Annotated in this window: 15 protein-coding genes; 10 read left to right on the forward strand and 5 right to left on the reverse strand. The window is 59.1% G+C overall.

Annotation, left to right across the window (positions count from 1 at the left end; translation table 11 throughout):
• Window positions 1-87: 87 nt before the first annotated feature.
• The 7 genes from ACR0E6_RS11105 to ACR0E6_RS11135 all read left to right on the forward strand — a co-directional run bounded on the left by ACR0E6_RS11105 (window position 88) and on the right by ACR0E6_RS11135 (window position 7,459).
• On the forward strand, window positions 88-537 hold the full coding sequence (locus tag ACR0E6_RS11105) for a CopD family protein (protein WP_480583258.1): 450 nt from the start codon (window positions 88-90) through the stop codon (window positions 535-537).
• A 122-nt stretch (window positions 538-659) separates the two neighbouring features.
• Complete coding sequence (gene rho, locus ACR0E6_RS11110) at window positions 660-1,931, forward strand: transcription termination factor Rho (RefSeq protein WP_170520887.1); 1,272 nt, start codon at window positions 660-662, stop codon at window positions 1,929-1,931.
• A gap of 30 nt (window positions 1,932-1,961) precedes the next feature.
• Window positions 1,962-3,248, forward strand: coding sequence for a tRNA uridine-5-carboxymethylaminomethyl(34) synthesis GTPase MnmE (gene mnmE, locus ACR0E6_RS11115; protein WP_480583261.1), 1,287 nt, complete (start codon window positions 1,962-1,964; stop codon window positions 3,246-3,248).
• Between the two features lie 12 nt (window positions 3,249-3,260).
• Window positions 3,261-5,129 carry a tRNA uridine-5-carboxymethylaminomethyl(34) synthesis enzyme MnmG gene (gene mnmG, locus ACR0E6_RS11120; RefSeq protein WP_480583264.1) on the forward strand — a complete coding sequence of 623 codons (1,869 nt, stop codon included), beginning with the start codon at window positions 3,261-3,263 and terminating at the stop codon, window positions 5,127-5,129.
• Entirely contained in the window at window positions 5,126-5,746 is a 621-nt protein-coding gene (gene rsmG, locus ACR0E6_RS11125; protein WP_480583267.1) for a 16S rRNA (guanine(527)-N(7))-methyltransferase RsmG, read from the forward strand. Before mnmG ends, rsmG begins: the two co-directional genes overlap by 4 nt.
• Entirely contained in the window at window positions 5,739-6,542 is an 804-nt protein-coding gene (locus ACR0E6_RS11130; protein WP_170453354.1) for an AAA family ATPase, read from the forward strand. Before rsmG ends, ACR0E6_RS11130 begins: the two co-directional genes overlap by 8 nt.
• A gap of 20 nt (window positions 6,543-6,562) precedes the next feature.
• Window positions 6,563-7,459 (forward strand): ParB/RepB/Spo0J family partition protein, encoded by an 897-nt coding sequence (locus ACR0E6_RS11135; protein WP_480583270.1) that lies wholly within the window; start codon window positions 6,563-6,565, stop codon window positions 7,457-7,459.
• On the opposite strand, the gene ACR0E6_RS11140 is transcribed toward ACR0E6_RS11135, so the two are convergent.
• The 4 genes from ACR0E6_RS11140 to rph are packed head-to-tail and all read right to left on the reverse strand — an operon-like array spanning window position 7,449 to window position 10,274.
• Window positions 7,449-7,802 (reverse strand): YbaN family protein, encoded by a 354-nt coding sequence (locus ACR0E6_RS11140; protein ID WP_480583273.1) that lies wholly within the window; start codon window positions 7,800-7,802, stop codon window positions 7,449-7,451. The genes ACR0E6_RS11135 and ACR0E6_RS11140 overlap by 11 nt on opposite strands.
• Before the next feature lie 3 nt (window positions 7,803-7,805).
• A complete protein-coding gene (hemW, locus tag ACR0E6_RS11145; protein WP_480583276.1) occupies window positions 7,806-8,957 on the reverse strand; it encodes a radical SAM family heme chaperone HemW in 1,152 nt (383 codons plus the stop codon).
• The gene (gene rdgB, locus ACR0E6_RS11150) at window positions 8,950-9,564 is read right to left on the reverse strand and encodes an RdgB/HAM1 family non-canonical purine NTP pyrophosphatase (protein ID WP_480583279.1); all 615 of its coding nucleotides are present in this window, start codon (window positions 9,562-9,564) and stop codon (window positions 8,950-8,952) included. Before rdgB ends, hemW begins: the two co-directional genes overlap by 8 nt.
• Entirely contained in the window at window positions 9,561-10,274 is a 714-nt protein-coding gene (gene rph / locus ACR0E6_RS11155; RefSeq protein ID WP_170735534.1) for a ribonuclease PH, read from the reverse strand. Before rph ends, rdgB begins: the two co-directional genes overlap by 4 nt.
• A 112-nt stretch (window positions 10,275-10,386) precedes the next feature.
• Here rph and hrcA point away from each other — a divergent pair, with 112 nt between their 5' ends.
• Window positions 10,387-11,451 (forward strand): heat-inducible transcriptional repressor HrcA, encoded by a 1,065-nt coding sequence (hrcA, locus tag ACR0E6_RS11160; RefSeq protein WP_170631560.1) that lies wholly within the window; start codon window positions 10,387-10,389, stop codon window positions 11,449-11,451.
• Window positions 11,452-11,461: 10 nt separating this feature from the next.
• The gene (locus ACR0E6_RS11165) at window positions 11,462-12,025 is read left to right on the forward strand and encodes a nucleotide exchange factor GrpE (protein WP_480583283.1); all 564 of its coding nucleotides are present in this window, start codon (window positions 11,462-11,464) and stop codon (window positions 12,023-12,025) included.
• A gap of 58 nt (window positions 12,026-12,083) precedes the next feature.
• On the opposite strand, the gene mutS is transcribed toward ACR0E6_RS11165, so the two are convergent.
• Window positions 12,084-14,699 (reverse strand): DNA mismatch repair protein MutS, encoded by a 2,616-nt coding sequence (gene mutS / locus ACR0E6_RS11170; protein WP_480583899.1) that lies wholly within the window; start codon window positions 14,697-14,699, stop codon window positions 12,084-12,086.
• 161 nt (window positions 14,700-14,860) lie between these two features.
• Between mutS and ACR0E6_RS11175 the strand changes: the two genes are divergently transcribed.
• The gene (locus ACR0E6_RS11175; RefSeq protein ID WP_480583286.1) at window positions 14,861-17,116 is read left to right on the forward strand and encodes an NADP-dependent malic enzyme; all 2,256 of its coding nucleotides are present in this window, start codon (window positions 14,861-14,863) and stop codon (window positions 17,114-17,116) included.
• The last annotated feature ends 3 nt before the right edge of the window (window positions 17,117-17,119 follow it).

Raw genomic sequence — 17,119 nt, forward strand, 5'->3', positions numbered from 1 at the left:
GGAAATTACGCACCCTACAAAACCATCTTCCTTTCTTCTTTCTTATTTTTTTATTAGGGAGAGTTCCGAGCAACGACCGGAGCCGGAATGACTGATCTGCTTTTCACGATCTACCCATGGGTGAAGGCATTGCATATCATGGCCGTGATCTCATGGATGGCTGGCCTGTTCTACTTGCCCCGATTGTTCGTCTATCACGTTGAAAAGGCGCAGGCTGTCGATGGCGCGCAAGAGATCTTCTTTGAAATGGAAGAAAAGCTGCTGCGCGTGATCATGCGTCCCGCGATGATCGTGGCTTGGGTGTGTGGCCTGATCATGGTGTTCACGCCGGGCATCGTCGGATGGGATTTTACCTGGCCCTGGCTGAAAGGGGCAGCCGTGATCGGGATGACCTGGTTCCATCACTGGCTGATGGCACGACGCAAGGACTTCGTTGAGGGGCAAAATACGCTCACAGGGCGGCAGTATCGCATGATGAACGAGGTTCCGACCCTTTTGATGGTAATCATCGTCCTGGCGGTCGTTCTGAAGTTCTGAGGGGCTGTTTGACTCCCGGCGCAGGCGCGCTTATGTAGGGGTCAACACGCCCGTCCGGGCGGCGTATCTTCCGTACTGAAATTCCACTTCGTGCCGCGCTGTCAGCGGTGAAGGTATATATCATGTCCACTGACTCCCTGAATCTGGCCGACCTGAAGGCCAAAAGCCCCAAAGACCTTCTGGCGATGGCCGAAGAGCTGGAAATCGAAAACGCCTCGACCATGCGCAAGGGCGAGATGATGTTCCAGATCCTGCGCGAACGCGCGGATGAGGGCTGGACCGTTGGCGGCGATGGTGTGCTTGAGGTTCTGCAGGACGGCTTCGGCTTCTTGCGCTCGCCCGAGGCGAACTATCTGCCGGGTCCCGATGACATCTATGTCTCGCCCGACATGATCCGCCTGCATTCGCTGCGCACCGGCGACACCGTTGAAGGCGAAATCAAAGCGCCGGATGATAGCGAGCGGTATTTCGCGCTGACCAAGGTCACAAAGATCAACTTTGAAGACCCTGAGAAGGCCAAGCACAAAATCCTGTTCGACAACCTGACGCCGCTCTACCCAGATGAGCGGCTGAAGATGGAGATCGAAGACCCGACCATCAAGGATAAATCGGCCCGCGTGATCGATCTGGTCTCGCCCATCGGTAAGGGTCAGCGGTCGCTGATCGTGGCCCCGCCGCGGACCGGTAAGACAGTGATCCTGCAGAACATCGCTCATTCCATCGAACAGAACCACCCGGAGTGCTATCTGATCGTCCTGCTGATTGACGAACGCCCCGAAGAGGTGACGGACATGCAGCGCTCGGTGAAGGGTGAGGTCGTGTCTTCGACCTTCGACGAACCAGCAACGCGTCACGTGGCCGTGTCGGAAATGGTGATCGAAAAGGCCAAACGTCTGGTCGAACACAAACGAGATGTTGTTATTCTTCTCGACTCAATCACAAGACTTGGTAGGGCGTTCAACACCGTGGTGCCATCCTCGGGTAAGGTTCTGACCGGCGGTGTGGACGCAAACGCCCTGCAACGGCCCAAGCGGTTCTTTGGCGCGGCACGGAATATCGAAGAGGGTGGCTCGCTGACCATCATCGCCACGGCGCTGATCGACACTGGCAGCCGGATGGACGAGGTGATCTTCGAAGAATTCAAAGGCACCGGTAACTCGGAAATCGTCCTGGACCGCAAGATTGCCGACAAACGCGTGTTCCCGGCGATCGACATCCTCAAGTCCGGTACAAGGAAAGAGGACCTGCTGGTCGACAAGGGCGATCTGGCCAAGACCTTCGTTCTGCGTCGTATCCTCAACCCGATGGGCACGACCGACGCCATCGAGTTCCTGTTGTCCAAGTTGAAACAGACCAAGACAAACGGCGAGTTCTTCGATTCGATGAACACCTGACACAGGTCTTAACCCACGCGAGGCCTTCGAATGGATACGATATTCGCCTTGGCCAGCGCGCAAGGCAAAGCAGGGGTGGCGGTCATCCGCCTCTCTGGTCCTGTCGCCCGTACCGCTGCGGAAAAGATAGCCGGTGGCCCTCTTCCGCCGCGGGGTATGAACCTGCGCACCCTGCGGGACGCAGATGGCGCGCGTCTGGATGATGGGCTGATCCTGACCTTTCGGGCCCCGGCCAGCTTTACCGGTGAAGACGTCGCCGAGTTGCAAATCCACGGCAGTACCGCCGCCGTCAATGCTGTGATGCGATGCCTGTCTGAGACTGACGGGTTGCGTCTGGCCGAACCCGGAGAATTCACCCGTCGCGCCCTTGAAAACGGCAAGATGGACCTGACTCAGGTCGAGGGTCTGGCAGACCTGATCGACGCCGAAACCGAAGCGCAACGCAAACAGGCACAGACGATTCTGGCCGGAGAGTTGGGTAATCTGGCCGAACGCTGGCGGCGCGATCTGATCCGGGCTGCATCCCTGTTGGAGGCTGTGATTGATTTCGCCGATGAAGAGGTTCCCACCGATGTGACCCCGGAAGTCCGGCAGTTGATCTTAGGCGTGAGCACAGAGTTGCAACGCGAAGCAGACAGTGTTCGGATCGCAGAACGCATACGAACCGGGTTCGAAGTTGCCATTGTAGGCCTGCCCAATGCAGGCAAGTCCACTCTGTTGAACGCTTTGGCCGGGCGCGAGGCTGCAATCACGTCGGAATATGCGGGTACAACGCGGGATGTGATCGAAGTGCGCATGGATCTGGCCGGGCTGCCGGTCACTCTGTTGGATACAGCCGGGTTGCGCGACACCGAAGATCATGTCGAAAACCTGGGTATTGCGCTGGCGAAGAAGCGCGCGGAAGCAGCTGACTTGCGTGTTTTCCTCACCGACGATCCATCAGAGCTTGGCGTCGAAATGCGGTCCGGTGACATTCAGGTCAGGCCGAAAGCGGATCTTCAGCAAGGTGGTACGCTCGGTGTCTCGGGTAAAACCGGGCAAGGGATAGATGAGCTGATTTCCAACATATCGTGTGTTCTTGGTGAACGAACCACTAGCCATGGTATAGCTACCCGCGAACGGCACAGGATTGCGCTGATCAACGCCAAAGAGGCGTTGACCGTTACCATGTCGGTTCTGGAATCAGGTCCGGACCTGTATGATATTGCAGCAGAAGAACTGCGCACCGCGATCCGCGCGCTTGAGGTTTTGGTCGGCAGAATTGGGGTTGAAGATTTGTTGGACGAAATCTTCTCAAGCTTCTGTCTTGGAAAATAGGGAGTGTTTCACGTGAAACATTCGGACTTCGATGTTGTAGTCATAGGCGCCGGCCATGCCGGAACCGAAGCCGCTCACGCCGCAGCCCGTATGGGAGCGGCGACAGCACTGGTCACGTTGTCCGCATCAGACATCGGGGTCATGTCATGCAACCCGGCCGTTGGTGGGCTGGGGAAGGGCCATCTTGTGCGCGAAATCGACGCGCTGGATGGCGTTATGGGCCGAGTCGCGGATCAGGCGGGTATCCAGTTTCGTCTTTTGAACCGCCGCAAAGGCCCGGCCGTGCAAGGGCCCAGAACCCAAGCCGACCGCGCCCTGTACCGCGCGGCGATGCAGAATGAGACGGAACGCCAGAGCAATCTGTCAGTCATTGTCGGTGAAGTGATCGATTTTCTGATGGATGGGGAGCGCGTGGCCGGAGTGAAGCTTGGCGACGGTTCAGAGGTCAAAGCGCGCGCTGTCATCCTTACATCCGGCACCTTCCTGCGCGGCGTTATTCATATCGGTGACGTGTCCAAGCCTGGAGGCCGCATGGGCGACCGCCCCTCTGTCAAACTGGCAGAGCGGCTGGACAGCTACAACCTGCCGGCCGGACGCCTGAAAACAGGTACGCCACCTCGGCTGAACGGGCGAACCATCGACTGGACTGGGTTAGAACGGCAGGACGGGGATGATGAGCCAACCCTGTTTTCGTTCTTGTCGACTTCGGTTGTCGCGCCCCAAATCTCTTGCGGAATCACACATACAAACGCGCGGACCCATGAGATTATTGAGAAAAACCTAAGTAAATCGGCAATGTATGGCGGTCATATCGACGGTGTTGGACCTCGGTATTGCCCGTCAATCGAAGATAAGATTGTTCGGTTCGCGGATAAGGACTCGCATCAGATCTTCCTGGAACCGGAAGGCGTGAATGATCATACAATCTACCCCAACGGAATCTCAACCTCGCTGCCGCAAGACGTGCAGCTGGACTATGTCCGGTCGATCAAGGGGTTGGAACAGGCCGAGATTCTTCAGCCTGGATATGCGATTGAATATGATTACGTCGATCCGCGTGTGCTGACGGCAAGACTGTCTCTGCCGGATGTTCCCGGCCTATATCTTGCGGGTCAGATCAATGGAACTACAGGATATGAGGAGGCGGCAGCCCAAGGCATGGTCGCGGGCCTCAACGCGGCATTGGACGTGCAGGGCAAAGATCCGCTGCACTTCACGCGGGCTGACAGCTATATCGGCGTCATGATTGATGATCTGACGACCCGAGGGGTGGCTGAGCCGTACCGTATGTTCACCTCACGCGCCGAGTTTAGGCTGTCTCTGCGGGCGGACAATGCGGACCAACGCTTGACCCCGCTGGGGGTGCAGACTGGATGTGTTGGTCAGGAACGCCGTGCCCATTTTGAAGCCAAAATGGACAAGCTAGATGGCGCTAAGTCACTGCTGACCCAGCAGACATACACCCCAAAACAGGTCAGAGAGGCTGGAATCAACGTCAATCAGGACGGAAATCGCCGGGATGGGATGGCGATTCTGGCGTTTCCAGACGTCTCTTTTGAAGATATGCTGCCGCTCATTCCTCAGTTGACCCCGGTTGAACCTGACATTCGGCTTCAGATCGCGCGGGATGCGCTGTATGCGAATTACATCGCACGACAGCAGCGCGACGTCGAAGCCATGAAGCGCGATGAATCCTATGTTATTCCGCGCGAATTCGATTTCTTTTCGCTCGATGGGTTGTCATCAGAGATGAAACAGAAACTCTCGCAAGCCAAACCAGCAAATATCGCCCAAGCCAGCAGGGTTGAAGGCGTGACTCCGGCGGCTTTGACACTGGTGCTGGCCAAGTTGCGTCGGGACGAAAAAGCGCGAAAAGCATGACTCTGGACCATTCAAAACTCGATGCGCTCGATGTTTCACGTGAAACATTCGAGCGGCTGAGCCTCTATGTTGACCTGGTGAAGCGCTGGAATCCAAGGATCAACCTGGTATCGCGTAACAGCATGAATGACATCTGGAATCGGCACATTCTGGATTCAGTACAGGTGTTCCGGTGCGCTGATCCCTTTGAAGCCTGGGCTGATCTGGGTAGCGGTGGCGGTTTTCCCGGGATGGTCTGTGCGATCATTGCTGTGGAAGAGGCGCCGAACACCCATTTTCATTTTGTCGAAAGCGATCAAAGGAAATCTGCTTTTCTGCGGAATGTCGCGCGGGAATGCGGGGTTTCCTGCCAGGTGATCTCCAAAAGGATCGAAGCGATTGATCCATTGGGCGCTGACATCCTATCAGCCCGGGCCCTGGCAGACTTGAATACGCTTTTGTCATTTTGTGACAGGCATTTAGCCGAGTTCGGCACGGCCTTGTTGCCGAAAGGCGCGAACTGGAAAAAAGAACTGGTCGAGGCACAGGAAGAATGGAAATTCGAAGCCGAGCCGATTACAAGTTTAACAGAACCCCAGGCTGTCATCCTTAAGATCAAAGGAGTATCACGTGGTTGATCTGTCTCGTCCTTCCGGGCCCCGGATAATTGCGGTTGCCAATCAGAAGGGCGGAGTTGGAAAGACAACCACGGCGATCAATCTGGCAGCAGGGTTGGCCGAGGCCGGATGCCGCGTTTTGGTGGTTGACTTGGATCCTCAGGGTAATGCTTCAACCGGGCTGGGTGTCGAAGATCGGGATTGGACCACCTACGACCTCATTCTTGACGATGCGCCCTTGGAAGCGGTTGTGCAGGAGACCGAGATTGATGGGCTGTTTGTCGTTCCGGCCACTGTTGACCTGAGTTCTGCCGATATCGAACTGATTTCCAACGAAAAACGCAGCTATCTGTTGCATGATGCGCTGCGTCAGACCTCGATCGACAGTTTTGAGCTTGATTTTGTTCTGATCGACTGCCCCCCATCCCTGAATTTGTTGACTGTGAACGCCATGGTTGCCGCCCATTCGGTGCTGGTTCCATTGCAAAGCGAATTCTTCGCGCTGGAAGGTCTTTCGCAGCTTATGCTGACGATCAGAGAGGTTCGGCAAACCGCGAATCCGGACCTGAGAATCGAAGGTGTTGTGTTGACCATGTATGACAACCGCAACAACTTGTCCCGTCAGGTCGAAAAAGATGCGCGTGACAATCTGGGTGAGATGGTTTTTAAAACCAAGATACCGCGGAATGTCCGGGTCAGTGAGGCCCCGTCTTATGCGTTGCCTGTTTTGCAATATGATTCAGGTTCGCTTGGGGCGATGGCGTATCGGCATCTGGCCCGCGAAGTCATGCACAAGAACAATAAAGTCGCCGCTTAAGCGGCAGTGAGGAGGGCGACGTGAGCGCCAAGAAAGCAAAACCAAGGGGGCTGGGACGCGGGTTGTCTGCCCTGATGGCGGATGTAACTCAGGAAGCTGATGGTCTGGCACCGACTCAGCCGCGTCGACCTGACCTGACGGTTCCGATTGAAATGCTGCAAGCCAACCCAAATCAGCCGCGCCGGACGTTTTCGCCAGAGCAGTTGGATGAGCTCGCGGCCTCGGTCAAGGAAAAGGGCATCATCCAGCCCCTGATCGTGCGGTCCATTGGCGAAGGCGCCTATGAAATCGTCGCGGGTGAGCGTCGTTGGCGTGCGGCGCAAATGGCGCAACTGCATGATATTCCAGTCATAGTTCGGGATTTGGACGATACCGAGGTTCTGGAAGTTGCAATCATTGAAAACATTCAGCGGGCCGATCTGAACGCGGTGGAAGAAGCCGCCGGATATAAGCAGTTGATGGACCGGTTTGGTCACACGCAGGAAAAACTGGCCGAGGCTTTGGGCAAAAGCCGCAGCCATATTGCAAACCTTCTGCGTCTTTTGTCCTTGCCGATAGATGTGCAGACATTGGTGATCGAAGGCAAATTGTCCGCAGGGCACGCGCGGGCGCTGATCACGGCCGAGAATCCGTCGGAACTTGCCAAACAGGTAGTTAAAGAAGGTCTGTCCGTCCGCGCCACCGAAGCTTTGGTGAAGAAGCAGCAGCAGGGTGATACTGACCGCCCCGCGCCGAGGTCGCGAAACCTGAATGCAGGCAAGGATGCGGATACGCGGGCGCTGGAGAAGGATCTCTCGGCTATTCTGGCGATGAAAGTGTCGATCAATCACAAGCCGGGAACCGAGACCGGGCAGGTTGTTCTGACCTATGAGAATCTGGATCAGTTGGACGATCTGTGTGCAAAACTCAGCCGCTAGGGCGGGTCCAGATAAAGACCATGACGCCGCCCAGAACGACGGCTTGAATGATCAGGACATGGGGCGGCGCAGATAACATGACCGAGAGCCCGAACACGGCGGCGACCGACAAGGTGGCCGCCTTTTTTGCGGCCGGGCGGATTGCGCCGGATCGCTGCCAGTCCAGGATCATTGGCCCGAACAGCCTGTGCGTGATCAGCCAGTTATGTAGGCGGGAGGAGGATCGGGCGAAAAAAAACGCAGCCAGCAGCAGAAAAGGCACCGTAGGCAGCAAAGGCAGAACGACTCCGACCATTGCAAGCGCAACGCAAACAAGTCCCAGCCCGGCCCAGAGAAACTGCATCCGCTACTCCAAAAGCTCTCGGATCACCGCATTCAAAACCGCGCGCCCATCCGCTGTTGCCATAAGTCGCCCGTTTTGATGGTGGATCATGCCGATATCGGTCAGGTGATCCAGTGCGTCCGAGGGCAGGGGTAGGCCAGATAATCGACTGTATCGATCAATATCTAGTCCTTCAGCTACGCGCATACCCATCATAAGGTATTCTTTGGCTTGATCCGTCGGGGATAACGATGTGCGCTCTTTTTCCCCGTTGCCTTGTGTGGCCGCTTTCAGCCAGCGGTCCGGGTTCAGGTAGGTCTCGGTTGCGTGTTTCTGGCCATTCAACGTGACCCGCCCATGGGCACCGGGACCGATCCCGACATAATCGCCGTAGCGCCAATAGATCAGATTGTGCCGGGATTCCGCACCGGGGCGGGCGTGGTTGGAGACCTCATAGGCAGGCAGGCCGTGGGCGTCGCAGATGTCCTGCGTGGCCAAGTACATATCGGCGGCGCTGTCATCTTCGGGCAGGCCGCGCAACCTGCCTAGGGCGTAACGGTCGCCAAAGGCGGTGCCGTCCTCGATGGTCAGTTGGTACAGCGACAGGTGGTCGACGGCCATCGACAGTGCATCAGACAGTTCCGCGCGCCACGCGCCCAAGGTCTGGTGTTGTCGGGCATAGATCAGATCGAAACTGACCCGGTCAAAGCAATTGCGCGCGATGTCATAGGCGGCGCGGGCCTCGGCCACCGTATGGATGCGGCCCAATCGGCGCAGATCGTCGTCATTCAGGGCCTGAACCCCCATCGAGATGCGGTTCACCCCGGCGTCGCGATAGGCGGCAAACCGACCAGCTTCGACCGAGCCGGGATTGGCCTCAAGCGTGATTTCCATATCGTTCGAGGGGCGCCACAGGGCGCGGGCCGTGTCGATCACCGCGGCGACGGTGTCGGGGTCCATCAGCGATGGGGTGCCGCCGCCAAAGAAGATCGTATCAAGAACGCGATTCGGGGTTTCGGCGGCGCTGCGGTGCAATTCACCCAGATATGCGCCAAGCCATTGTTTTTGATCAATATTTCTGGAAACGTGACTGTTGAAGTCGCAATAGGGGCATTTGGCCTCGCAAAAGGGCCAGTGGACATAGAGGCCGAAACCTCCATGTCGCCAGTCATCCACCGAAACAGCCCTGAACAAAGGCGCGCACGGCGCGGCCGCGATGGCTGATCTTGTTCTTTTCCCAGCGATCCATTTCGGCAAAGGTAATGTCATGGCCCTCGGGGACAAACATCGGATCATAGCCGAACCCGTCCTTGCCACGGATTGGCCAGGTCAGATGGCCGGGGGCGATGCCTTCGAACACCTCGTCATGCCCGTCGGGCCAGGCAAGAACCAGAGTGCAGCGGAATTGCGCGGTGCGGGGATGGGGTGCGTTTTTCGCCTCAAGCTCATCATGCGCGCGTGTCATGGCCATCAGGAAATCGCGGCCACTGCCGGTTTCGGCCCAATCGGCAGTGTAAACGCCCGGCGCGCCGTCCAGCGCGTCGATGGTGATCCCGGAATCGTCCGACAGGGCAGGCAGACCGGTAGCCTTGGCGGCGGCATGAGCCTTGATCCGGGCGTTGCCGACAAAGGTATCCTCGGTCTCTTCCGGTTCCGGCAGGTTCATCTCGCCCGCGCCGACAACGGTCACGCCAAAGGGCTCAAGCAGATGCGCCATCTCCTCAAGCTTGCCCTTGTTGTGGGTTGCGACCAGCAGCCTGTCCCCGTCGAACTTGCGGGTCATGCGGTGGCGGCTTTCTGCGCGGCAGCCAGTTCAGCCACGCCTTTTTCGGCCAGATCCATCAGCTGATCCATCTGGGCGCGGCTGAAGACGGATCCTTCAGCGCTCATCTGCACTTCGATCAGTTTGCCCGATCCGGTCATGATGAAGTTTCCATCGACGCCCGCTTCGCTGTCCTCGGGATAGTCCAGATCCAGAACCGGCTGACCGGCGTAAATACCGCAAGAAACCGCTGCAACAGGGTCCACTAAGGGGTCCGAAATCACATCGCCCGCCTTCATCAGCTTGTTTACCGCCAGACGCAGCGCCACCCAACCGCCGGTGATAGAAGCACAACGGGTGCCACCATCGGCCTGGATCACATCGCAGTCGACGGTGATCTGTCGTTCGCCCAATGCAACCCGATCCACACCGGCGCGCAGGGCGCGGCCGATCAGGCGCTGGATTTCCACGGTGCGCCCGCCTTGCTTGCCGCTTGCCGCCTCACGCCGCATCCTAGTGTTGGTCGCGCGGGGCAGCATTCCGTATTCGGCAGTAACCCAGCCCAGACCCGAGCCCTTGATGAACGGCGGCACCCGGTCCTCGATGGTGGCGGTGCACAGTACATGGGTATCGCCCATCTTGATCAGGCAGGAACCTTCGGCATGTTTGGTAAAGCCGGTCTCGATTGAAACCGCGCGCATTTCGTTTAGATCACGTCCTGAGGGTCGCATGGAAAATCCTTTGTTTGCTGGGTTGGGGATAACGCCCCGCAGCGTTACGATGCAACCCCGATTGACCTTTCATTTGCCTGCGATTTAATGGCGATCCAGCAAAGGAACGCGGATGAGCGAAGCAAGCAAAATTCTGAGCGAGATGAACGACCGGTCGCGCGAGGTGTTCCGGCTGATCGTCGAAAGCTATCTGGACAGCGGCGAACCCGTTGGTAGCCGGACATTGACCCGCACCCTGTCGGAAAAAGTCAGCGCCGCAACCGTGCGCAACGTGATGCAGGATCTGGAATATCTCGGCCTGCTCGACAGCCCCCATGTCAGTGCCGGGCGGATTCCGACCCAGCAGGGTCTGCGGATGTTTGTGGATGGCTTGCTTGAAGTTGGCGATCTGGGGGCTGATGACCGGCAGAAGCTGGATGAAACATTAGGCTCTAATGCAGGCGATGTAGGCGGGATGCTGGACCGAGTGGGGTCGGCCTTGTCACACGTGACACATGGTGCCTCGCTGGTTCTAACGCCCAAACATGAAACCGAGATCAAACATATCGAGTTTGTCTCATTGGCGCATGATCGCGCGCTGGTGGTTCTGGTGTTCTCGGACGGGCATGTGGAAAACCGTCTGTTCACGCCGCCTCCGGGGCAGACGCCCAGTTCGATGCGCGAGGCGGCGAATTTCCTGAATGCGCTGATCGAGGGGCGCACGCTGAGCGAAGTGCGCCGTCAGATGCAAAGCCAGATCGACGCGCGCAAACAGGAAATCGACGTGCTGGCACGCGAGATGGTCGAAAGCGGCATGGCCGCCTGGGACGGGGACGGGGGCGACTCGGCCCGTTTGATCGTGCGCGGGCGGGCGAATCTGCTGGGTGACTCGGGCGAGGCCGAGGAACTGGACCGTATCCGCACCCTGTTTGACGATCTGGAACGCAAGCGGGACATCGCGGAATTTCTGGAATTGACCGAAGAAGGCGACGGTGTGCGCATTTTTATCGGGTCCGAGAACAAACTTTTCTCACTTTCGGGTTCCTCTTTGGTGGTGTCTCCATATATGAACGCTGATCGAAAGATAATCGGTGCGGTCGGGGTCATCGGGCCCACGCGTCTGAACTATGGACGGATCGTGCCGATCGTGGATTATACGGCGCAACTGGTCGGCAAGCTGATATCCGACCGGAGCTAGAGGGTAAGAGATGGCAGAGCCCAAGAACGAAGATTTTCTGGACGATATCGCAACCGCCGAGGCGGAAGAGCTGGCCGAAGAGCTGATGGATATCAGCGAAGAGGCGCTGGAGATCGACGCGCTGCGTGCCGAGCGGGACGATTACAAGGACAAGTTCATGCGCGCGCTGGCGGATGCCGAGAACGCGCGCAAGCGTGGCGACAAGGCGCGCCGTGATGCCGAGCAATATGGTGGATCGAAACTGGCGCGCGACATGCTGCCGGTTTACGACAACATGAAACGCGCGCTTGAGGCGGCGACGGATGAGCAGAAAGAAGTGGCTGCCGGTTTGCTGGAAGGTGTTGAGCTGACCATGCGGGCGCTGAAGGATGTGTTCCAGAAGCACGGGATCGAGGTGATCACGCCCGAAGTTGGCGACCGCTTCGATCCGAATGTGCATGAGGCGATGTTTGAGGCTCCGGTGCCGGGGACCCGCGCGGGCGATATCATTCAGGTTTCTGCCGAAGGGTTCATGCTGCATGACCGGTTGCTGCGTCCGGCGCAGGTTGGGGTGTCGTCGACATCTGCGAGCTGATTGGCCTCTGCGAGGCCAAGCCTCCGGCGGAGGTATTTTTGAACAGAAGAAGGGGCGGTCAGGATTTGGCCGCCTCTTTCAGTTTGTAGATCAGGTCGAGGGCCTCGCGCGGGGTAAGCTCGTCCGGCAGAATATCCGCCAGCATGTCGGTGACAGGGGAAGCCTTGGGGGCTGGCGGCGGCGGGGGCGGCGCGGCGGAGAACAGGGGCATGTCATCGATCAGGGCTTTTTGCTTGCCGCCTTCGCGTTCGGTTTTTTCCAGCTGGTCCAGTACGATACGCGCCCGGTCCACCACCGATGCGGGCAGGCCTGCAAGCTGGGCGACCTGTACGCCGTAGGACCGGTCGGCGGCGCCTTTGTGGACCTCGTGCAGGAAGATCACCTCGCCTTCCCACTCCTTGACCGCCACGGTGGCGTTGTCGACGCCTTCGAGTTTACCGGCCAGCGCGGTGAGTTCGTGGTAGTGGGTCGCAAAGAGCGCGCGGCATTGGTTGGCCGCGTGAAGATGTTCCAATGTGGCCCAGGCGATCGACAACCCGTCATAAGTGGCGGTGCCGCGGCCAATCTCGTCGAGGATCACCAGCGCGCGGTCGTCGGCCTGGTTCAGGATGGCGGCGGTTTCTACCATTTCCACCATGAAGGTCGAGCGGCCCCGTGCCAGATCGTCGGATGCGCCGACACGGCTGAACAACTGGCTGACGAGGCCGATATGGGCCTTCTCTGCCGGGACGTAGCTGCCCATTTGCGCCAATAAGGCGATCAGGGCGTTCTGGCGCAGGAAGGTTGATTTACCCGCCATGTTGGGGCCGGTCAGCAGCCAGATGGCGGCACCCTTGTCGGCGCTGAGGTCGCAGTCATTGGCGATGAAGGCATCGCCACCTTGCTGGCGCAGGGCGTGTTCGACAACCGGGTGGCGACCGCCCTGAACGTCGAAGGCGCGCGAGGTGTCGACCTGCGGGCAGCACCAGTTTTCGCCGCGTGCCAGATCGGCCAGCGCGGTGGTCAGATCGAGTTCGGCCAGCCCTCGGGCGGCTTGATTCAGATGCGCAGCTTTGGCCAGAATCTCACCAGAAATCCTTTGATAGAGCCTTTTTTCAATCTCCAGCGCCAGATTACCCGCATTCAGGATGCGGGTTTCGATCTCGGACAGTTCAACGGTGGTGAACCGCACCTGATTGGCGGTGGTCTGGCGGTGGATATAGGTCTCGGAGAACGGCGGGTTCAGCATCTTTTCGGCATGGGTTGCCGTGGTTTCGATGAAATAGCCAAGCACGTTGTTGTGTTTGATCTTCAGCGATGTGATGCCGGTATGTTCCGCGTATTTCTGCTGAAACCCTGCAATGACGGATCGGCCTTCGTCGCGCAGGGTGCGGGCCTCGTCCAACTCGCTGTCGAAACCGGGGGCGATGAAGCCACCGTCGCGGGCCAGCAGGGGCGGTTCGGCGACAAGGGCGTCGTCCAGCAGGGTCAGCAGGTCGTCGAAACCGGTCAGGTTCTGCACGGCGGTGGCCAGAAGGACGGGTAGGTCTTGCGGGGCGCAGAGTTCGGCGATGGTCGCCGCCTGCGCCAGACCGTTGCGGATGGCGGCGAGATCGCGGGGGCCACCGCGTTCCAGCGAAAGCCGCGACAGGGCGCGGTCCAGATCGGGGGTTTTGCGCAACGCCTCGCGCAGGTCCGAGGCGGTCAGGCTGTCTTCGGTGGCGAAGCTCACCGCGTCCAGACGGGCGTGGATGACGTCGAGATTGCGCGAGGGGCTGGAGAGGCGCTGTTCCAGCAGCCGCGCGCCGCCCGGTGTGACTGTGCGGTCGACCACCGACAGCAGCGATCCGGCGCGTCCGCCGGACAAAGATCGGGTCAGTTCCAGATTGCGCCGCGTCGCCGCGTCGATCTGCACAACGCGGTCTTCGGATTCCTTGAGCGGCGTTTGCAACAGGGGCAGTTTGCCCTTTTGCGTGATCTCCAGATAGTCGATCAAAGCGCCCATGGCCGAAATCTCGGCACGCCCGAAGGTGCCGAAGGCGTCCAAAGCGCCCACGTGAAACAACCCGCAGATGCGTTTTTCTGCCGCGGTGCTGTCGAAACTGGCGCGCCCGATGGGAGTGAGTGAAATGCCCAGATCGCGGACGGATTCCTGCAGAGGCTGTTCCGACCCGTCTGCCACGATCAACTCGGACGGGGCAAGCCGGGCCAGTTCGGGGCTGAGGCGTATGGACGTCAAAGGCATCACGTGAAACGCACCGGTGGAAATGTCGGCCCAGGCCAAAGCGGCCTCATCCCGGACCTCGGCATAAGCGGCCAGAAAGTTGTGGCGGCGGGCCTCAAGCAGCGCGTCCTCGGTCAGGGTGCCGGGCGTCACCAGACGCACGACATCGCGCTTTACCACTGATTTAGAGCCTCTTTTCTTCGCTTCAGCCGGGCTCTCCATCTGTTCGCAGACAGCCACGCGGAACCCCTTGCGGATCAGGGTCAGCAGATAGCCCTCGGCGGCATGAACAGGCACGCCGCACATGGGAATATCGGTGCCGTTGTGCTTGCCGCGTTTGGTCAGGGCGATATCCAGCGCCTCGGCGGCATTCACTGCATCCTCAAAGAACATCTCGTAGAAATCGCCCATGCGATAAAACAGCAGGGCATCGGCATGGGCCTCTTTGATCTCGAGATATTGCGCCATCATCGGCGTGACTGTGGACAAAAGCGGCCCCCTTCTGGCGTATTCCGGGCGCGACCTTACAAACGCGGCCCCCGCGACGAAAGGTGAAAACGTATTCCCGTTGAGGCGCAGCCCCGCCTGCGCTATGAGGCGTCAGCCCCGAAGTCATGGAACCGACGTTTAAAATGCCCAAAGCGAAGATCACCAAAGAAGAGGCGCTGGCCTTTCACCTGGACCCCACCCCCGGCAAGTGGGAGGTGCAGGCCACCGTTCCCATGACCACCCAGCGCGATCTGTCGCTGGCCTACAGCCCCGGCGTGGCGGTTCCCTGCGAAGCCATCGCCGAAGCGCCCGAGACGGCGTATGACTATACCAACAAGGGCAATCTGGTCGCCGTGATCTCGAACGGCACTGCCGTATTGGGTCTGGGTAATCTTGGCGCGCTGGGCTCCAAACCGGTGATGGAGGGCAAATCCGTCCTGTTCAAACGGTTTGCTGACGTGAACTCGATCGATATCGAACTGGACACCGAGGACCCAGATGAGTTCTGCCGCGCGGTCAAGCTGATGGGGCCGACATTTGGCGGCATCAATCTGGAAGACATCAAGGCGCCGGAATGTTTCATCATCGAGCAGCGCCTGAAGGAAGAGATGGACATCCCCGTCTTCCACGACGACCAGCATGGCACGGCGGTGATCTGTGCGGCGGGTCTGCTGAACGCGCTGCATATCTCGGGCAAGAAGATCGAGGATGTGAAGATCGTTCTGAACGGGGCAGGCGCTGCGGGGATTGCCTGTATCGAACTGCTCAAGGCGATGGGTGCAAAGCATGAAAATTGCATCGTCTGTGACACCAAGGGCGTGATTTATCAGGGCCGGACCGAGGGCATGAACCAGTGGAAATCGGCCCACGCGATCACCACCGAGTTGCGCACGCTGGAAGAGGCCATGAAGGGCGCGGACGTGTTCCTGGGCGTGTCGGTCAAAGGTGCGGTGACGCAGGATATGGTCGCCAGCATGGCCGACAACCCGGTGATTTTCGCCATGGCCAACCCGGATCCCGAGATTACGCCGGAAGAAGCGCACGAGGTCCGCGTCGATGCCATCGTCGCCACCGGGCGCAGCGACTACCCGAACCAGGTGAACAACGTTCTGGGCTTCCCCTACCTGTTCCGTGGCGCGTTGGACATCCATGCCCGCGCCATCAATGACGAGATGAAGATCGCCTGTGCTCATGCGCTGGCCCGTCTGGCGCGCGAGGATGTGCCGGATGAAGTCGCCATGGCCTATGGTAAATCGCTGACCTTTGGCCGCGATTACATCATCCCGACGCCGTTCGATCCGCGCCTGATCCACCGTATCCCGCCTGCGGTCGCCAAGGCCGGGATGGATACCGGCGCGGCGCGGCGTCCGATCATCGACATGGACGCCTATGAGCTGAGCCTGAAATCCCGCATGGACCCGACGGCCAGCATTCTGCGCGGACTAAATGCTCGTGCCCGTGCGGCGCAAAGCCGGATGGTCTTTGCCGAGGGAGACGATCCCCGCGTGTTGCGCGCGGCGGTGATGTATCAGCGCTCGGGCTTCGGCAAGGCCATGGTCGTAGGCCGTCAGGATGATGTGAAGGAAAAGCTGGAAGCCGCTGGTCTTGGCGATGCCGTGCGTGAGTTGGAGGTGGTCAACGCGGCCAACACCACGCATTTGGATACCTACAAGGACTTCCTCTACCAACGATTGCAGCGCAAGGGCTTTGACAGCAAGGACATTCACCGTTTGGCCGCGCGCGACCGGCATGTGTTTTCGTCCCTGATGCTGGCCCATGGTCATGCCGATGGTCTGGTCACCGGGGCGACGCGGAAATCGGCGCATGTGCTGGATCGGATCAACCATGTTTTTGATGCCGACGCCGCGCATGGGGCTGCCGGGGTCAGTGCTCTGCTGCACAAGGGCCGGATTGTGCTGATCGGCGACATGCTGGTGCATGAATGGCCCGATGAGAATGATCTGGCGAACATCGCCGAACGGGCTGCGGCTGTTGCCCGCCATATGGGACTGGAGCCTCGGGTGGCCTTTGTCAGCTTCTCGACTTTCGGTTACCCGGTATCAGAACGCGCGGAAAAGATGCACCGCGCGCCAGCGGTTTTGGATCAGCGCGGTGTTGATTTCGAATACGAGGGAGAGATGACCGTGGATGTGGCGCTGAACGTCGATCAACAGGCCAGCTATCCGTTCCAGCGTCTGACCGGGCCGGCGAATATCCTGATCGTACCGGCACGGCACTCGGCCTCGATCTCAACCAAACTGATGCAGGAAATGGGCGGGGCCACCGTAATTGGCCCGATCCTCTCAGGTGTCGATAAACCGATCCAGATCTGCTCGACCGTCTCGACCGCGAATGACATTCTGAACATGGCCATCCTGGCCTCCTGCGATATTGGGTAAGCC

Source organism: Ruegeria sp. AP12 (genome assembly GCF_056540025.1).